The sequence below is a fragment of the Pseudomonas sp. KU43P genome (genome assembly GCF_033095865.1).
GTDB lineage: Bacteria > Pseudomonadota > Gammaproteobacteria > Pseudomonadales > Pseudomonadaceae > Aquipseudomonas.
In genome coordinates this window covers 4717650-4735517 of sequence record NZ_AP019365.1, presented here as the reverse complement: position 1 = coordinate 4735517, position 17868 = coordinate 4717650, and the positions used below count along the sequence as shown (strand labels likewise).

Annotated in this window: 15 protein-coding genes; 7 read left to right on the top strand and 8 right to left on the bottom strand. The window is 61.2% G+C overall.

Going from position 1 to position 17868, the window contains the following annotated elements:
• The first annotated feature begins 120 nt into the window (after positions 1-120).
• From rnc to pdxJ, 4 genes are all read left to right on the top strand, one after another.
• On the top strand, positions 121-810 hold the full coding sequence (gene rnc / locus KU43P_RS21640) for a ribonuclease III (RefSeq protein ID WP_317659491.1): 690 nt from the start codon (positions 121-123) through the stop codon (positions 808-810).
• Positions 803-1705 carry a GTPase Era gene (gene era / locus KU43P_RS21635; RefSeq protein ID WP_317659489.1) on the top strand — a complete coding sequence of 301 codons (903 nt, stop codon included), beginning with the start codon at positions 803-805 and terminating at the stop codon, positions 1703-1705. The genes rnc and era overlap by 8 nt, the downstream gene beginning before the upstream one ends.
• Positions 1706-1758: 53 nt before the next feature.
• Entirely contained in the window at positions 1759-2442 is a 684-nt protein-coding gene (recO, locus tag KU43P_RS21630; RefSeq protein ID WP_317659487.1) for a DNA repair protein RecO, read from the top strand.
• Positions 2443-2503: 61 nt separating this feature from the next.
• On the top strand, positions 2504-3226 hold the full coding sequence (gene pdxJ / locus KU43P_RS21625) for a pyridoxine 5'-phosphate synthase (protein ID WP_411567266.1): 723 nt from the start codon (positions 2504-2506) through the stop codon (positions 3224-3226).
• A gap of 127 nt (positions 3227-3353) precedes the next feature.
• Here pdxJ and KU43P_RS21620 read toward each other — a convergent pair whose 3' ends face one another.
• The 5 genes from KU43P_RS21620 to KU43P_RS21600 all read right to left on the bottom strand — a co-directional run bounded on the left by KU43P_RS21620 (position 3354) and on the right by KU43P_RS21600 (position 7914).
• Positions 3354-4736 carry a heavy metal sensor histidine kinase gene (locus tag KU43P_RS21620; RefSeq protein ID WP_317659483.1) on the bottom strand — a complete coding sequence of 461 codons (1383 nt, stop codon included), beginning with the start codon at positions 4734-4736 and terminating at the stop codon, positions 3354-3356.
• Positions 4736-5407, bottom strand: coding sequence for a heavy metal response regulator transcription factor (locus KU43P_RS21615; RefSeq protein ID WP_317659481.1), 672 nt, complete (start codon positions 5405-5407; stop codon positions 4736-4738). Before KU43P_RS21615 ends, KU43P_RS21620 begins: the two co-directional genes overlap by 1 nt.
• A 328-nt stretch (positions 5408-5735) precedes the next feature.
• The gene (gene cmoB, locus KU43P_RS21610) at positions 5736-6692 is read right to left on the bottom strand and encodes a tRNA 5-methoxyuridine(34)/uridine 5-oxyacetic acid(34) synthase CmoB (protein ID WP_317659479.1); all 957 of its coding nucleotides are present in this window, start codon (positions 6690-6692) and stop codon (positions 5736-5738) included.
• On the bottom strand, positions 6689-7432 hold the full coding sequence (cmoA, locus tag KU43P_RS21605; RefSeq protein ID WP_317659477.1) for a carboxy-S-adenosyl-L-methionine synthase CmoA: 744 nt from the start codon (positions 7430-7432) through the stop codon (positions 6689-6691). Before cmoA ends, cmoB begins: the two co-directional genes overlap by 4 nt.
• 89 nt (positions 7433-7521) lie before the next feature.
• Positions 7522-7914, bottom strand: coding sequence for a protease inhibitor I42 family protein (locus tag KU43P_RS21600; protein WP_317659475.1), 393 nt, complete (start codon positions 7912-7914; stop codon positions 7522-7524).
• 167 nt (positions 7915-8081) lie between these two features.
• Here KU43P_RS21600 and KU43P_RS21595 point away from each other — a divergent pair, with 167 nt between their 5' ends.
• The 3 genes from KU43P_RS21595 (at position 8082) to KU43P_RS21585 (ending at position 11281) form a co-directional block, all read left to right on the top strand.
• Positions 8082-9245 carry an alpha-xenorhabdolysin family binary toxin subunit A gene (locus KU43P_RS21595; RefSeq protein WP_317659473.1) on the top strand — a complete coding sequence of 388 codons (1164 nt, stop codon included), beginning with the start codon at positions 8082-8084 and terminating at the stop codon, positions 9243-9245.
• Between the two features lie 12 nt (positions 9246-9257).
• On the top strand, positions 9258-10247 hold the full coding sequence (locus KU43P_RS21590; RefSeq protein WP_317659471.1) for an alpha-xenorhabdolysin family binary toxin subunit B: 990 nt from the start codon (positions 9258-9260) through the stop codon (positions 10245-10247).
• 68 nt (positions 10248-10315) lie between these two features.
• Positions 10316-11281 (top strand): hypothetical protein, encoded by a 966-nt coding sequence (locus tag KU43P_RS21585; protein WP_317659469.1) that lies wholly within the window; start codon positions 10316-10318, stop codon positions 11279-11281.
• Positions 11282-11318: 37 nt separating this feature from the next.
• Here KU43P_RS21585 and lon read toward each other — a convergent pair whose 3' ends face one another.
• The 3 genes from lon to KU43P_RS21570 form a co-directional block, all read right to left on the bottom strand.
• On the bottom strand, positions 11319-13742 hold the full coding sequence (lon, locus tag KU43P_RS21580) for an endopeptidase La (protein ID WP_317659467.1): 2424 nt from the start codon (positions 13740-13742) through the stop codon (positions 11319-11321).
• Positions 13743-13959: 217 nt separating this feature from the next.
• Positions 13960-16371 carry a glucose/quinate/shikimate family membrane-bound PQQ-dependent dehydrogenase gene (locus tag KU43P_RS21575; protein ID WP_317659465.1) on the bottom strand — a complete coding sequence of 804 codons (2412 nt, stop codon included), beginning with the start codon at positions 16369-16371 and terminating at the stop codon, positions 13960-13962.
• Positions 16372-16398: 27 nt separating this feature from the next.
• Entirely contained in the window at positions 16399-17733 is a 1335-nt protein-coding gene (locus KU43P_RS21570; RefSeq protein WP_317659463.1) for a carbohydrate porin, read from the bottom strand.
• Positions 17734-17868: the final 135 nt, after the last annotated feature.

The following is a 17868-nucleotide window of genomic DNA, read 5'->3' as shown; positions in this document are numbered from 1 at the left end:
CTGACATAGGCTGTGTTCTCAAGGATCGAGAGTTTCGCCGCTCGCCGCGACGGACCACAGCCCAACAGTCTTTCAGGATGTTGATTTGAACAACGCGTTGAATAACCCACGGGTGGCTGCATGAGTGCTTCCCTTGCCCGTCTCGAGCGCAAGCTCGGTTACACCTTCAAGAATCAGGACCAGATGCTGCTGGCCCTGACTCACCGCAGCTACGCCGGGCGCAACAACGAGCGCCTGGAGTTTCTCGGTGACTCCATTCTCAACTTCGTCGCCGCCGAGGCGCTGTTCGAGCGCTTCCCGCAGGCCCGCGAAGGCCAGCTGTCGCGCCTGCGTGCCCGCTTGGTCAAAGGCGAAACCCTGGCCCGCCTGGCTCGTGGCTTCGACCTGGGTGAATACCTGCGCCTGGGCTCGGGTGAGCTCAAGAGCGGTGGCTTTCGCCGCGAGTCGATCCTGGCGGACGCCCTGGAAGCGCTGATTGGTGCCATCTATCTGGACGCCGACATGCAGACCGCGCGCGAGCGCATTCTGGCCTGGCTGACCGACGAGTTCGAAAGCCTGACGCTGGTCGACACCAACAAGGACCCGAAAACCCGCCTGCAGGAATTCCTGCAGTCGCGTAGCTGCGAACTGCCACGTTATGAGGTGGTGGACATCCAGGGCGAACCGCACTGCCGTACCTTCTTCGTCGAATGCGAAGTGGTGCTGCTGAACAACAAGAGCCGTGGCCAGGGCGTTAGCCGGCGTATTGCCGAGCAAGTCGCTGCCGCCGCCGCATTGATCGCCCTGGGCGTGGAGAATGGCAATGACTGATAACAACCCGACTCGCTGCGGCTACGTGGCCATCGTCGGCCGCCCCAACGTGGGCAAGTCGACCCTGCTCAACCACATCCTCGGCCAGAAGCTGGCGATCACCTCGCGCAAGCCGCAGACTACCCGCCACAACATGCTCGGCATCAAGACCGAGGGTGACGTGCAGGCGATCTACGTCGACACCCCGGGCATGCACAAGGCCAACGACAAGGCCTTGAACCGCTACATGAACCGCAACGCCTCGGCAGCCCTGAAGGACGTCGATGTGGTGATTTTCGTGGTCGACCGCACCCGCTGGACCGACGAGGACCAACTGGTACTCGAGCGCATCCAGTACGTGACCGGCCCGGTGATCCTGGCGGTGAACAAGACCGACCGCATGGACGAAAAGGCCGAGCTGATTCCGCACCTGCAGTGGCTGCAAGAGCAACTGCCGAATGCCGAAATCGTGCCGATCTCGGCCCAGCAGGGGCACAACCTCGAATCGCTGGAAGCGCTGATCGCCAAGCACTTGCCGGAAAACGAGCACTTCTTCCCGGAAGACCAGATCACCGACCGCAGCAGCCGCTTCCTGGCCGCTGAACTGGTGCGCGAGAAGATCATGCGCCAGCTCGGTGCAGAGCTGCCGTACCAGATCACCGTGGAAATCGAAGAGTTCAAGCAGCAAGGTCATGTGCTGCACATCCATGCGCTGATCCTGGTCGAGCGTGACGGCCAGAAAAAGATCATCATTGGCGACAAGGGTGAACGCATCAAGCGTATCGGCTCCGATGCGCGCAAGGACATGGAAACCCTGTTCGACGCCAAGGTCATGCTCAACCTGTGGGTCAAGGTCAAGGGTGGCTGGTCCGACGATGAACGCGCGTTGCGTTCGCTGGGCTACGGCGACTTGTAACTCCTCCAGGGGCCCGGACTTCTCCGGGCCTTTGCCTTTTCAGGCCATTCTCCATGGAACAACCCGTCGCCCAGCCGGCCTACGTGCTGCATAGCCGCGCCTACAAGGAAACCAGCGCGCTGGTGGACTTCTTCACCCCTCAGGGCCGCATGCGCGCGGTGTTGCGCCGGGCGCGGGGCAAGGGCGGCAGCCTGGTTCGGCCGTTCGTGCCGCTTGAAGTGGAACTGCGCGGGCGCGGCGAGCTGAAGAATGTCGGGCGGCTGGACAGCGTTGGCATCGCTGCCTGGCTGCACGGCGATGCGCTGTTCAGTGGCCTGTACCTCAATGAGCTGCTGATGCGCCTGCTGCCTGCTGAGGCGCCCCAACCCGAGCTGTTCGAGCATTACGCCCTGACCCTGCAGGCGCTGGCCGCCGGGCGTTCGTTGGAGCCGCTGCTGCGTGCCTTCGAATGGCGCCTGCTGGATGATCTCGGGTACGCCTTCTCGCTCCACCACGACATCAACGATGACCCGATCGCCGCCGATGGCCTCTATCGCTTGCAGGTCGATGCCGGCCTTGAGCGGGTGTACCTGGTGCAGCCTGGCCTGTTCAATGGTGCCGAGCTGCTGGCCCTGGCTCAGGCCGACTGGCAGGCACCCGGCGCCTTGCTTGCGGCCAAGCGCCTGATGCGCCAGGCACTGGCAGTGCACCTGGGGTCGAAACCACTGGTCAGCCGGGAACTGTTTCGCAAGCGCTGAGCACGTCGTATGCTGTGGGGCTAAATCTTCAGGAGAGCCTTTCGTGACTCACAGCAATCGCATGCTTCTCGGTGTCAATATCGACCACGTGGCGACCCTGCGCCAGGCCCGTGGTACCCGCTATCCAGACCCTGTAAAAGCCGCGCTGGACGCCGAAGAAGCGGGTGCCGACGGCATCACCGTGCACCTGCGCGAAGACCGCCGGCACATTCAGGAGCGCGACGTGCTGGTGCTCAAGGACGTGCTGCAGACGCGCATGAACTTCGAAATGGGCGTGACCGAAGAGATGATGGCCTTCGCCGAAAAGATCCGCCCGGCGCATATCTGCCTGGTGCCGGAAACTCGCCAGGAGCTGACCACCGAGGGCGGCCTGGATGTGGCCGGCCAGGAGGCGAGGATCAAGGCTGCGGTGGAGCGCCTGTCGCGCACCGGCGCTGAAGTGTCGTTGTTCATCGATGCGGACGAGCGTCAGATCGAGGCATCGCGCCGTGTCGGTGCGCCGGCCATCGAGCTGCACACCGGCCGCTATGCCGATGCCGAAACGCCTACCGATGTGGCTGAGGAGCTCAAGCGCATCGTCGATGGTGTGGCGTTTGGTGTGGGGCAGGGGCTGATCGTCAATGCCGGCCATGGCCTGCATTATCACAACGTGGAGTCTGTTGCGGCGATCAAAGGCATCAATGAGCTGAACATTGGCCATGCATTGGTCGCGCATGCACTGTTTGTCGGTTTCAAGGCGGCGGTGGCGGAGATGAAGGCGCTGATCGTACAGGCTTCGCGCTGATCATGTGTTGAGGGTGATGGCCCTATCGCCGGCAAGCCGGCTCCCACCAGTATTTCACTGCACCAGGGTTCAATGGGGTGCCTGTGGGAGCCAGCTTGCCGGCGATGAGGCCAGTAGAGATAACAAGCTATTCGGCTACAAACACCAGAGAAAAGCGCGTGGGCCCTGTGGAGCTGCTGTGCACCTCAACCCGCCCCCCATGCAGCCGCATGATCGATTCCACGATCGCCAACCCGAGCCCTGTCCCGCCTTCCAGCCGTGAACGCCCGGATCCTGCACGATAGAACCGCTCGAACAACCGTGGCAGATGCTCATCGGCAATGCCCGGCCCCTCGTTCTCGACCCACAGCCAAACCTCGTTGCCATGCCGTTCGATACCCAGGGTCACCTCCCGGTCTTCCGGGCTGTGGCGGATCGCGTTGCTCAACAGGTTCGACAGCGCACGTTGGAACATCAGCCGGTCAGCCAGGGCCGTTCCCCAGCCTTTGAGCTGAAGCGCCAGCCCTTTGTGTTCGGCGCTGAAGGCAAACAGCTCGAGCACCTGCTGCGCTTCATCAGCCACGGCCAGCGGCTTGAGCGCCAACTGCGCCTGGGGCTGGCTGACCTGGGCGATAAACAGCATGTCATTGATGATGCGGCTCAGGCGGGTCAGCTCATCGATGCTGTCGGCCAGCACTTCCCGGTACTGCTCGCAGTCGCGCTCGCGGGCCAGGGTCACCTGGGCCTTGCCCATCAGGTTGCTCAAAGGTGTGCGGAGCTCGTGAGCCAGGTCATCGGAAAACTGCGACAGTTGGCGCACACCCTGGTCCAGTCGATCGAGCATGACGTTGATGCTGCTGGCGAGTTCGGCCAGTTCCACCGGCAAGCCATGGTCAGGCAGCCGATGCTGAAGATCTTGTGCGGACACCCTGCCGGCGATACGTCGGAAGTGGCGCAATGGCTTCAAACCGCGCTGCATCAGCCACCAGGCACCGGCACCGATCAGCAGCAACAGCAGCGGCAGGGCCAGCAAGGTCGAGTGCAGGTAGGCTTGCAGCAGGTCATTGTCGTCAGCGCGGTTGAGCGACATCATCACCTGCACCGGTGTGTCGTCGCGCAGCCGCATCTGCCGGGTTGCGGTTAGCATCTGCTGGCCGCTGCTGTCACGCCATTCGTGGAAGCTCAGTCGGTTGTCGGTGAACAGCTCGCCTACTTGTGCCTCCAGGGCCGGGCCGAGGCTGAGCAGGTGCGGGTGGCGGCCATCCAGGGCCAGCACGCTGAGGCTCAGGTTATCGTGCCCCATCACCAGGTCGAGCAGCGGGTGAGCGCGGCTGCTCAGGTCTTCGCTGCGCAGGTCGACCCGCAGGTTGTGCTCGACCTGCAGCATCTTGCGCGCCAGGTCCTTGCGGGCGCGGTTCTCGAGCTCATGCTCGAGGGCGAACACCGCCAGGCAGGCGAGCAGCAGCACCAGCGCGGCGCCCATCAGGGTTACGCTCAGGCCGAGGCGCAGCGACAGGCTGGCCTGCCTCATCAGCGCGCCTCCAGCACGTAACCCACGCCGCGCAGGGTGTGGATGAGCTTTTCTTCGAACGGGTCGTCGATCTTGGCGCGCAAGCGGCGGATCGAGACTTCGACCACATTGGTGTCGCAATCGAAGTTCATGTCCCACACCAGCGAAATGATCTGCGTGCGTGACAGCACCTCGCCGCTCTGGCGCATCAGCAGGTGCAGCAAGGCGAACTCCTTGGCAGTCAGGTCAATGCGCTGCCCACCGCGGTAGGCGCGGTGGCGGCCGGGGTCCAGTTCCAGGTCGGCGACGCGCAGGGTGCTGGGCTGCATCTGCTGGTCGTTACGGCGCAGCAGGCTGCGAATGCGGGCCAGCAGTTCGGGAAACTCGAAGGGCTTGAGCAGATAGTCATCGGCGCCCAGGTCCAGGCCCTTGACCCGGTCGGCCAGGCGACCGTGGGCGGTGAGCATCATGATGCGCGTGGGCGACTCGGCGCGCAGGCGTTGCAGCACGCTCCAGCCATCGAGTTCGGGCAGGTTGACGTCGAGGATGATGAGATCATACGGCTGCTGACGGGCCAGGTGCAGGCCGTCGGTGCCGGTGTGGGCGCAGTCGACCACGTAGCCGTTCTCGCGCAGGCCTTGCTGCAGGTAGTCGGCGGTTCGCAGTTCGTCCTCGATGATGAGTAGGCGCATGGGGGCTCGGTGTGCTTGAAAAGGGGCTGATTCTCGACCCTGTAGGGGCTTCAGGGTCAACCGGCAGGATGTTACGGCATGAGTAAGGGCAAACGGCGCAAATAACGGATTTGTAATCCGGGTGTTATCTGGCTGTCTGCCAGGGCGTTATCTTCCGCCAGGAGCAGGAGCGCCTGTATGGCGATGACAAGCAGCAAGCGGTTGCCGAACGCGAGGGCAAGGTGCGGGGGAATGCACGAAAGGTGGCCAAGGCCCGAGGCAACAGCACCTGTGCTGTCATCGCTCCTCGGCACAGGTGTGATTCGGGCGCCCTTGAAGGGCGCCTTTCTTACTTGCGTGCCAGCAAAGTTGCCCGGCGCGGGGCCGGCAGGCCTTCGATGGTCTTGCTGTGGTCGTTCGGGTCGAGGAAGTCGCCGAGAGACTGGTAGCGCATCCAGTCGGTACTGCGCTGTTCCTCGACGCTGGTGACGCTGACATCCACGCAGCGCACATCGCTGAAGCCCGCACGGCGCAGCCAGCGCGCCAGCGCCGGTACCGAAGGTAGATACCAAACGTTGCGCATCTGCGCGTAGCGGTCTTCAGGCACCAGCACCTGCTGCTCGTCACCTTCGATCACCAGCGTCTCCAGCACCAGCTCGCCGCCTTTCACCAGGCAGTCCTTCAGCGCCAGCAAGTGTTCGATGGGCGAGCGACGGTGGTAGAACACGCCCATGGAGAACACCGTGTCGAAACCTTCGAGGTTGGCTGGCAGGTCTTCCAGGGCGAACGGCAGATGCCAGGCAGGCAGCTCGGGCAGGTACTGCTGAACGGCCTGGAACTGGCAGAAGAACAACCAATTGGGGTCGACGCCGATGACCATGTCGGCACCGGCACCGAGCATGCGCCACTGGTAATAGCCATTGCCACAGCCCACGTCGAGCACACGCTTGCCCTTGAGGTCGAGGTGCGGGCTCACCCGTGACCATTTCCAGTCCGAGCGCCATTCGGTGTCCACATGCACCCCGAACAGGTCGAACGGGCCCTTGCGCCACGGCGACAGCCCCATCAGGGCATCACGCATGCGGGCGCGAGTGGCGTCGTCGCAGTCGCAATCCAGGCGCAGGCCGTCGAGCAGATCTACCTGGCTGGGTGTCAGGACCGGCAATGCGTCCAGCGCACCCCGCCAGCGGTCGAGGTCGCCGTGGCCTTTTTCCAGCTTGGCGTCCAGTTGCGCTTGCAGGCCTTGTGACCAGGAAGCCAGTGGCGTGCCCGCCAGGCGGCGGACGAGGGGAGAAAGATCGATCATGGCAGGGCTATCAACGAGGCAAAGTTAAGGCATTGGAACCACGGCACCACCTTGCTGAAGCCCGCCGCGCGTAACCGCTCGGTATGGGCCTGCAGAGTGTCGGGCTTCATCACGTTCTCGATGGCGCTGCGTTTCTGGGCGATTTCCAGCTCGCTGTAGCCATTGGCGCGTTTGAAGTCCAGGTGCAGTTCGTTGAGCAGGGCCTGTTCCTCGTCATCGGCGAAACGCAGTTTCTCCGAGAGGATCAGCGCGCCGCCGGGCAGCAGGGCCTGGCGGATGCGGCCAAGCAGCGCCAGGCGCTGCTCGGGGGCGATGAATTGCAGGGTGAAGTTCATCGCCACCACCGACGTCGGCTCGAATGGCAGCTCCAGAATGTCGGCTTCCAGCACCTGCACCGGGAGCAGCTCCTGGAACATCGAGTCCTGGGCGGTCAGGTACTGGCGGCAGCGTTCGACCATGGCCGCGGAGTTGTCCACGGCAATGACGCGGCAGCCATCGCTGCGTACATGGCGGCGTAACGACTGAGTCACGGCACCCAGCGATGCGCCGAGGTCGTACAGGGCGGTGTTCGGCTGGGCAAAGCGTGCCGCGAGCACTCCGAGGTTCTCGACGATGGTCGGGTAACCGGGCACCGAGCGCTTGATCATGTCCGGGAACACGCGCACCACGTCTTCGTTGAACACGAAGTCGGGGACTTGCTCCAGAGGCTGGGCGAAAAGGCGGTCGGGTTGTTTGCTCACGGTGAATCCAGGCGGCTGACAAGAGGCAGGGCCGGCATTCTAGCCAAACCGCGGCAAGGATGCATGGTTGGCTGACCAGCGCTGTGCGATCAGTTGACTCGCACAGCACAATCAAAGGTCTGTACAGGGCGTACTTCCGGGGCCCAGGGTTGCTGATAGACCAGCACCAGGTGGCCTTCGCCGGCGGCACGGGCTTCGAAGCGCCAGGTGGAGACGCCCGAACTGCCGACGATGCCAGCTTCTTCGGGCGTGCTGTAGACCTCGGGGCCAAGGCTGCGCAGCACATTGGAGGCCGGGTTCTGTACCAGCCAGCGGTAACCGGTGGAAGGGTTGCTGGGCAGGGTCAGCGTGATCGGCTGGCCCACTGCCAGGCGCTGTGGGCATTCGCTTTCCGCGTCCAGTTGCACGGCCTGCCTGGAGTGCTGGGCGCAGGCTGTCAGCAGGCAAAGGGACAGGGGAACGAGCAGGCGATGGGCAGTCATGGGGGCTCCTGGGGCAGACGATGGCCAGAGCATAACTGAAGGTAACCGGGTTTTGTGTTGTCACGGGTGGGGCGGGGAAAGCCTGCAGCCTGATGGTGTTGATAAGCGCCCTGTACGTTCACTTTCCGGAGTCGATCTATTGGGTCGTCAAGCGAGAGGAAACCATCATGAGTGCAGAAGACGTCAGTTACGAAGACCTTTCGGAGCAAGCATCCAGGCTACCCGGTGACCTGGTCGATGCCATGGCCGAGCGCGATGGACCGAATGAGGGCGGTTTGACACTTACTCGAGAGCACATCATTACCATCAATCAATATGTCAATCATGTGTTCGCCTTGCCCAGCGATCTTGAGAATATTGAGCGTTGGTTAGGCTACAAGAAAATTGCAGACCCAGAACTGATGCCCAAAAAATGGGAGGCGCTTTTCCAGTTGTTGCGTACCCATGCCGGCCAGTGGTCAACGCTTTCTGATAACAGCAAGAAGCTTTCCAGCGAATTGGCGAGTACGGCGGTCTCGATTGATGCCAGTGGTCAGGTGATCACGGAAGAGTGCAAGCGCATCAGAGCGCTGGGGAATGCGGTTGAAACGTGGGATAAAGTTGCGCTGGGAACACCGGTGGCACTGAGTAATGATGACAAGCGCACAGTCACCCAGTTGGTCGAATACATGGAGGTTTTGAGGGAGGATGTTGTCAGGTACGCAAGCCGAGTGGAAAGCGTGAAGTCGCAGACAAGCGAGTGGCGCAATGAAATAAAATTCAAGCTTATTCCCGAAGTGGCCAAAAAAAATAATGCGGTAGAGCGGGAGCTGGAAAGTGGTGAAGCTCAGCAACTGCGAAAGGACCTGGCAGACCTGGATGAAGAGATAGCAGCGCTCAGGAAAGAGTATGACAATTACATCAAAGGTGTGATGGGGAGCGCAGCGGCGGGGCCGCTCGGGCTCCTTATCGGGGGTGCCATCTATGGAGCCAAGGCGGAGAAAGCCAGGAAGGAGAGAAAAAAAAGAGAGGGTGAGCGCAAAGCAGTGGCCAGGCAACTGGAAGCGCGCGTAAAAATGGAGGGTAGCCTCAGGCAGTTGGACCAGTTTGTAGATGACTTGGATTTTCGTTTGGCCAGTGTGCTGATTGCCGCCGCTCATCTGCAGACGGCGTGGGATACAGTAGATAGTTATATTGTCGCCTCCATCGATAAACTCGGTAAGTTGACAGATAATAAGTCGCTTGCTCGTTTCATGATTTATTTCCGGCAGTTTCTGGGGCAGTGGAGCAGTATCGAAAAAACGTCGAGGCAATTGACTCGCATTTTTGATGAGGCGACGGCAGCTAAATAAGGGGTATTAGAAATGACCAGCAATGTATCTTATCTGCCGAATGGCAAATTGCCAGACGTACAAGCCATGAATACCGCCGCGAGTGAATTTCTTAATGCTTTTCAGCAGCAGAAATTCGCATTCCAACCCACGCTTCATGATGTGATCAAACGGTATGCCATATTTTTGGATGACAACCAGAGTGCAGTCAGAGTGGCATTGAAAGCGCTGCTTACGCAACTGTCTGATGATTCGCTTCAACTCGTCATCGAAGGCTTGCAGAGTGGTGACGATCCGGATTTGTTGGATGTTGCACATGAGATGCGCGACGATGTGCTGAATGCGCTGGCAGGCGTGATCAACTGCCTGAAAACAGGTAATGACGGTTTTGCCTCTCTGCCAACGCTTGATGGGCGCGCGGAGGGTTCGCGTTTGGAAAAATCCGAGAAAGGCCTTCACGGCGATATTGCCCAATTGAGCAAGTTGTTGGAAGACGAGAAAAAGAAGCGTGCGGCCTTATCGGCTGCAATTGAGGCATTGGAAGCAAAGGATGTCCAACTGGACCTCAGTGGTCTAGTCCCTACATCGGAGCAGCTGAGCGCACTTGTAGTCCCCGGTGGAGAGGCAAAATTCGCGCTGGATGCCGCCACTAAAGCGATGAAGGATCTCGAAAAAATGATGGGGTCCATCCTTGAAGGTATGCGGTACTCGGAGCTGCAGGATTGCCGCCGTGAAGCGATAAAACGAGAGAAGGATCTCGAACGTCAAGTGCGTGACAAGTCCATGGAGCTACAAGAAGTTGAGGGTCAGCAGAAAATGCTGAAGGTAATACCTGAACTTTTGGGCTATGCCGCAAGTTGGACTTCCTGCGTACAGGCTATCGTTAGATCGCAGGGAAAGCAGTCTGCAGAACTGAAAGGGGCGTCGGTCAGGAGCCTTGAGGACATTAAGAAATTGGACGTCGTGTTTGCTGAGGTCCGAACTTATAACAAAGGTCTGCTGGATCTGATGAGCAAGGTTTGATCAATTCCGTTATAGCCACCCGGTAGCTGCCGGGTGGCTTGGGGCCTCATGGTTTGTGGAGCGATGATATGGCGGGTGAACCTGACGGAAGCCATGAGTCCTGGGTTGGAGGGCATCAGAAGATTGTCGAGGCCTTGAGGGAGATGGCGGGGAAAAAAGACCTGCCCTTTCTAGTGGCGGAAGAAACGTTGTGGTTGTTGGACGGCTATGCATCATCAATGTCGCAGCTGCCAGGCACTGTGCAGCAGGCTCAACATTACCTCGATTATTTTCATATAGAAGAGCCTGAACTGCTGCCTGAAAAGATGCTCGAGTTGTTCGGTGCCTTGAAGGGGCGTGCCAGTAATTGGTTCAATTTGCGGAACAGTAGTAAAGCGGTTGCTGAAAGCCTGATCAAGCTTGCCGAGAGCATTCAAGCCCAAGGGGAAGAAGTTGTTTCTTGTGCCTGTGAAACTAAAGCCCTAGGGACGGAACCCGAGAAGTGGGGGGCGTTGAATCTCCCCGAGGCAATTGAGGCGTACGACAAAGCCATTGTGTCGAAAATGGCATCTTCATTTACGGTGCTCAAAACGCCCATTCAGCATTTTCAGGCGTCCATTGAACACGTCCAGGCCGGGTTGGCAGAATTTCGCGATGAGGCGAGATTCAAGTTGATGCCGGTGGTGCAGGAAAAAATGAGAGCGCTTAATCGCCTTCAACGTGCTCGCCAATTTGAATTGAGCTTGATGGAATTCCCCCAGTCTAAAAGCTACGTTCATCCGGCGGCCAGTGGCCGTGCATGTGCAGTATTGAAAGTGAATCTTGGGAAAATGGAAGCGGGCCTTTCCATAGGCGTGGCCGGGGTGGGATCCATTCACTCCCTCTGGCAAGGGATTGATGCATACATTGATCAGTCGGAGCACCGCTTACTGAGCATGGAAACCCAAGAGCAGCTCGCCAATTTCATGGTTCAATACAGAATTTTTCTGGCGCAGTGGGCAGGTATCAAGATGTTTGCACAAGAGAAGCTTTTATCATTTGAGGCGGTTCAATAATCGTAAAAATGGCGGGCATTGGAGCCCGCCAGCTGGATTAATTGAAAAGGACTTTGGCGACATCTGCGAAACGCTTGGCGAAATGAACTTTTATCCCTTCGCGAAGGTAATCGGGCAACTCTTCATAATCCCCCCGGTTCGGATCTGGCAGGATCAGCTCGAAGATCTTCTGTCGACGGGCCGCAATCACTTTCTCGCGCACCCCACCAATGGGCAGCACCTGGCCGGTGAGGGTCAGCTCGCCGGTCATCGCCACGCCTTTCTTCGGTGCCTGGTCGCGGGCCAGCGACAAGAGGGCGCTGGCCATTGTAATACCGGCACTCGGGCCGTCCTTGGGTGTGGCCCCCTCGGGTACGTGCAAGTGAATGAAGGCTTCATTGAAGAATGCCGGGTCACCGCCAAACTGCTTGAGGTTGGAACTGACGTAGCTGTAGGCGATTTCGGCGGACTCCTTCATCACGTCGCCGAGCTTGCCGGTGAGCTTGAACCCGCGGTTGAGGGTGTGGATCCGAGTCGCCTCGATCGGCAGGGTGGCGCCGCCCATGCTGGTCCAGGCCAGCCCGGTGATGACACCCTTGCCGGCCAGCACCTGTTCGCTGCGGAACACCGGCATGCCCAGTGCCGCCTCAAGGTCCCTGGTGCCTATCTTGAGCTTGGCATCCGGGTCTTCCAGCAGTTTGACCACGGACTTGCGCACCAGCTTGCCCAATTGTTTTTCAAGCTGTCGTACGCCGGCTTCGCGGGCATAGCCTTCGATCACCGTGCGCAGGGCGCTGTCGCTGATGCTCAGGCTAGTCTTGGCGACGCCGGCCTTGTCCAGTTGCTTGGGCCACAGGTGGCGCTTGGCGATAGCCAGCTTTTCTTCGGTGATATAGCCCGACAGGCGAATCACTTCCATACGGTCGAGCAGCGGGCCGGGGATCGAATCCAGGGTATTGGCAGTGCACACGAACAGCACCTTGGACAGGTCCAGGCGCAGGTCCAGGTAGTGATCGAGGAAGTCGACGTTCTGCTCGGGGTCAAGGGTCTCCAGCAGTGCCGAGGCCGGGTCGCCCTGGTAGCTCTGGCCCATCTTGTCGATTTCGTCGAGCATGATCACCGGGTTCATCACCTCGACGTCCTTCAATGCCTGCACCAGCTTGCCCGGCTGGGCACCGATGTAAGTGCGCCGGTGGCCCTTGATCTCCGCCTCGTCGCGCATGCCGCCGACACTGAAGCGGTAGAACGGCCGTCCGAGGGATTCGGCGATGGACTTGCCGATGCTGGTCTTGCCCACGCCAGGCGGGCCTACCAGCAAGACGATGGAGCCGCTGATCTCACCCTTCCAGGCGCCTACGGCGAGGAATTCGAGGATGCGTTCCTTGATGTCATCGAGGCCGGCGTGGTGCTGATCGAGCACCTTGCGGGCATGCTTGAGGTCGAGCTTGTCCTTGCCGTACACGCCCCAGGGCAGGGCAGTGGCCCATTCCAGGTAGTTGCGGGTAACGGCGTATTCGGGCGAGCCGGTTTCCAGGATAGCCAGCTTGCCCATCTCTTCGTCGATGCGCTTCTTGGCCTGCTCCGGCAGGGTCTTGCCCAGCAGGCGCTGCTCGAACTGTTCCAGGTCGGCACTGCGGTCGTCCTTGGTCAGACCCAGCTCCTGCTGGATGACCTTGAGCTGTTCCTTGAGGAAGAACTCACGCTGGTGCTCGCCGATCTGCCGGTTGACCTCTGCGGAAATCTCGTTCTGCAGGCGTGCAACCTCGACTTCCTTGCGCAGCATCGGCAGGACTTTTTCCATGCGCTTGAGCATGGGCACGCAGTCGAGCACTTCTTGCAGCTGGTTGCCGGTGGCCGAGGTCAGCGCCGCGGCGAAGTCGGTGAGCGGTGAAGGATCGTTGGGGCTGAAGCGGTTGAGGTAGTTCTTCAGCTCTTCGCTGTATAGCGGGTTGAGCGGCAGCAATTCCTTGATCGCGTTGATCAGCGCCATGCCGTAGGCCTTGACCTCGTCGGTCGGCTCGGTCGGCTGGCGAGGGTACTCGACCTCGACCAGGTACGGCGGGCGATGGTGCTTGAGCCAGGTGCGGATGCGCACGCGGGTCAGGCCCTGGGCGACGAACTGCAGCTTGCCGTTCTCGCGGCTGGCGTGGTGCACCTTGACCAGGGTGCCGTACTCCGGCAGGGCCGCCGTGTCGAAGTGGCGGTGGTCTTCTGGCGGGGTGTCCATGAAGAACAGTGCAAGCGAGTGGTGCGGGGTCTTGGCTACCAGGTCGAGGGTTTCTGCCCAGGGTTCTTCGTTGACGATCACCGGCAGCACCTGGGCCGGGAAGAACGGGCGGTTGTGGATCGGGATCACGTAGACCTTGTCCGGCAACTGCTGGCCGGGCAGGGCGAGGGCGTGGCCGGGTTCGGTCTGGGGCTCGAGGTGTTCGGCTTCGCGGTGTTCGTCGGGTTGTTCCGGGAAATCCTGCTGGTCGCTCATGGGGCACCTGCGTGAATGACTATGGTGCTTAGATGGGGCGCGGGGGGATGGGTTTCAATGGTAGACGAAGGGAGGAGGGGGAGGCTTTCATCTTCCGGCGCCTGTATTGACCGTGTCGCCAGCAAGCCGAATTCCACAGGTACCCAAGCGTCTGGAGTACCTGTGGGAGCCGGCTTGCCGGCGATTGCGGCGGTGAGGTCACCGCCGCAAACGAGGGTCACTCAGCCAATTTGTAAGCGATGATGTAATCGCCCATTTTGGTGCCCAGCGAGCCGTGGCCGCCGGCCACGATCAGCACGTACTGCTTGCCGTCCTTGCCGGTGTAGGTCATTGGCGTGGCTTGGCCACCTGCCGGCAGGCGCGATTTCCACAGCTCCTTGCCGTTGTTCACGTCATAGGCGCGAAGGTACTGGTCGAGTGTGCCGCTGAGGAAACCGACGCCCCCTGCGGTGACAATCGAGCCGCCCATGCTCGGCACGCCTACCGGCAGGCCGATCGGGACTGGGGTGCTGTCACGGGTCGTGCCGTTCTTGCGCTTCCACACCACCTTGTTGGTGAACAGGTCGATGGCCGCGACATAACCCCAGGCCGGAGCCTGGCACGGTACACCTAGTGGCGACATGAACGGGTGCATGGTCACGGCGTAAGGTGCGCCGGTGTTCGGCTGCACGCCGCTGGTCTCGCTTTCGCGCTTGCTGCCGGCGGCAACTTGCTCGCGCGGCACCATCTTCGACACGAAGGCCATGTAGTTGGGCGAAGTGAACAGCAGCTGGCGCACCGGGTCGACCGAGACGCTACCCCAGTTGAACACGCCGACGTTGCCCGGGTACACCAGGCTGCCTTGTTCGGACGGAGGCGTGTACTGGCCTTCGTAGCGCAGTTCGCGGAACTGGATGCGGCATAGCATCTGGTCGAACGGCGTGGCGCCCCACATGGCCTGTTCGGTCAGTTCAGGGCCGAGCAGGTTGAGGTCGGAGCGGGCTTGAGTCGGTGCGGTGTGGTCGCCTTTGACGGCGCCTTGCGGTACCGGGATCTCGCGGATCGGCACGATCGGCGTGCCGTCACGGCGGTCGAGCACGTACAGGCTACCCTGCTTGGTCGGCACGATGATCGCCGGTTTCACGTCGTCCTTGGTCTTCAGGTGCACCAGGGTCGGCTGGCTGCCGACGTCCATGTCCCACAGGTCATGGTGGGTGAATTGGTAGTTCCAGCGTGCCTTGCCAGTGGCCAGGTCCAGGGCGACCACGCCGGCGCTGTATTTCTCGGCGCCTGGGGTGCGGTCGGCGCCCCACTGGTCAGGGGTCTGGTTGCCCAGGGGCAGGTAGACCATGCCCAGGTCTTCATCGACACTGGCCAGCGACCACATGTTGGCCGAATTGCGGCTGTACTGCTTGCCGGGGGCCAGGGGCTTGGTGTCGTCCGGATTGTTGCTGTCCCAGTTCCACACCAGGCGGCCATCATGCACGTCGTAGGCGCGGATGACGCCGGACGGCTCATTGGTCGACTCGTTATCGGTGACGTGGCCACCGATGATCACCAGGCTGCGGGTGATCGCCACCGGTGAGGTGGAGTAGTAACCACCAGCGGTGAATGGGCCAATCCCGGTGGTGAGGTCAACCGCGCCCTGGTTGGCGAAACCTTCGCAGACCTTGCCGTTGTCGGCGTTGATGGCGATCAGGCGGGCGTCGGCGGTGGGCAGGTACAGGCGGCGCGGGCAGGCCTGGGCCACGGCCTGGCCTGCGTCGGAGATTTTCGGCGCCGGGCTGCCGTCACGGCTGACGTAGGCGTTCTCGTCATAGTACGAGACGCCGCGGCAGGTCATGTGGGCAAAGCCCTTGAAGGTGCCGACCGGGGTCTTGATCTGCGGGTCGAAGCGCCAGATTTCGGCACCGGTGTCCGGGTCGAGGGCCAGCACCTTGCTGTGGGGCGTGCAGGCATAGAGCATGCCGTTGGCCTTGAGTGGGGTGTTCTCGTTGGTCAGCTCCACGGGGTCGTTGTCGGTCGGCAGGTCGCCGGTGCGGATACGCCAGGCCTCTTCGAGGCGATAGGCATTCTGCGGGGTGATCTGGCGCAGCGGCGAATAGCGGTCGCCGTGTTCGGTGCGGCCATAGGCCTGCCAGTCGCCGTCGGGCATGGCTGGGGCGGCACTGCCCATTTCGCTGTTGTCGCGGCCGAGCTCGCCGAACACCTCACCGGGGTGGGTGAACTGGCTGCCCAGGGCACAGGCACCCGAAGCCAGCACGGCAACGCCGAGCAGCGCGGTGTTGGCCTTCGCCGCCGGGCCGATCAGCGGGCGGCGAGCCCACGGCAGCAGCAGGACGACGCCGATGGCGAACCACAGGGCCAGGCGTGGCACCAGTTGCCACCAGTCCAGGCCCACTTCGAGCAACGCCCACACCGTACTGCCGAGCAGCACCAGGCCATACAGGCCCAGTGCGATACGGCGCTGGGCCAGCAGCAGGGCTCCCGACAGGGCAAAGCCGATACCGGCAATCAGGTAATAAAGCGACCCGCCGACCTGGCTCAGCTTGATCCCGCCCGCCAGCAGGGCCAGGCCCATCAGCAACAGTAGTACGCCCATCAGGCGCGGTAGCCAGCGGCTTCCATTCTTGGCACCGTCAGTGCTCATCGTATGTTCTCCGTTAGTTGAAAGTGATTAGAACGTGCTCTGGATCTTCAGGCCGGCGATCACGGCGTCATCGACCTGCGACACCCCGCCCGGATGGCGGATGTACTGCAGGTTCGGGCGTACCGTGAGCCAGTCGGCCAGGTGAATGCCGTAATAGAGTTCGGCGCTGTATTCGGTGTCCTGCACGGGCAGGTAACCCGGATTGTCATAGTCGACGAGCCCGGCGGCCTGGTTGGCCAGGCGGGCGTTCTTGCGATAGGCGGGGTTGACGTGCACGCGGGCCAGGGCGAAACCGATGTCGTCCTTGCTGCGGGCGTCGAATGGGCCCTTGAATAGCAGTCCTGCCTGAACGTAGTTGTCGATGGCATTGGTCTTCTTGTCGTGCACCGTGGCGTTGGCGAACAGGCTCAGGCCGCGCGACTGGTCGGTGGCCAGCGCAGTGACTTGCTGCTGGGCACCGATCCACAGGCCGTGCTTGCTCGAACTGCTGCGGTAGGCGGCGCCACTGATGGCGGCCGGCTGGCCGTTGCTGTCCTTGAGAACATCCTGTGCCTTGGCATTACTGTAGTAGTAGCCGGCGCGATATTCCCCTTTCAGGCCATTGACCGCTGGGCTCCAGACCAGTTCGACCGGCATCACGACGCCCTGGGTGCCGCTGCCGCTGAGCTTGAAGCCGTTGCCCGACTCCAGGTTGGATGGGTTCTGCTCGAACACGCCGACCTGAGCGTAAAGGGCGTCGTTGAGGTTGTAGCGCACGCGCAGGGCCCACTGGCTGACCGGCCAGTTGTACCAGATGCTGCCAGCCCAGTTACCTACCTGGGAGCCGCAGAAGGCCAGGTTCTGGAAATCGCAGGGAAAGCTGTTGAAGTCCTCGCCTTCGCCGAAGCGGCCGAATTTCACATCCAGGGCGCCGTCGAAGTACTTCTGCTTGATCCACATCTGGGTCAGCCGCCAGGTTTCGCCCCGGCCCCAGACTTCCTGGGCGGAGGTGAAGCCGCCGACACGCGGGTCGTTGATGCGGTCGTTGCTGATGTTGTCGCCGTGGCGTTCGGTGACTGTCAGCTGAAATTCAGTGGCCTGCCAGCCGAGGATCTTCTCCAGGTCCAGGTGGCTGCCGAAAGTGAACTGGTCGCTGTAGCGCGCGGTGCGGTCATGGTCGTAGCCGCCATGCAGGTTGCTGCCCATTTCGCCGGTGTAGCCGAGGGTGAAGTCATAGCCTCTTTCCAGCAGCTCGGTGCGGGTGCCGCCCCAGTCACCCAGCATCCAGGGTGACTCGCTGGCGAAGGGTTCACTGGCGCTGGCTTGAGTTGCCAGGGCACCGAGGGCAAGGCCGATGTAACAGGGTTTGGGCATTTGGAGCATGAGATAGCGCTATCTTCTGATTATTGAAAAAAACGGCAAGCGCATCGAAGGTGGGGCCTTCAATGGATATGGCGACAAAATGGTTTAAGTGAAGCGTTTCAGCGTGCGAGGGGAGGATATAGGGGAATTTGTAAG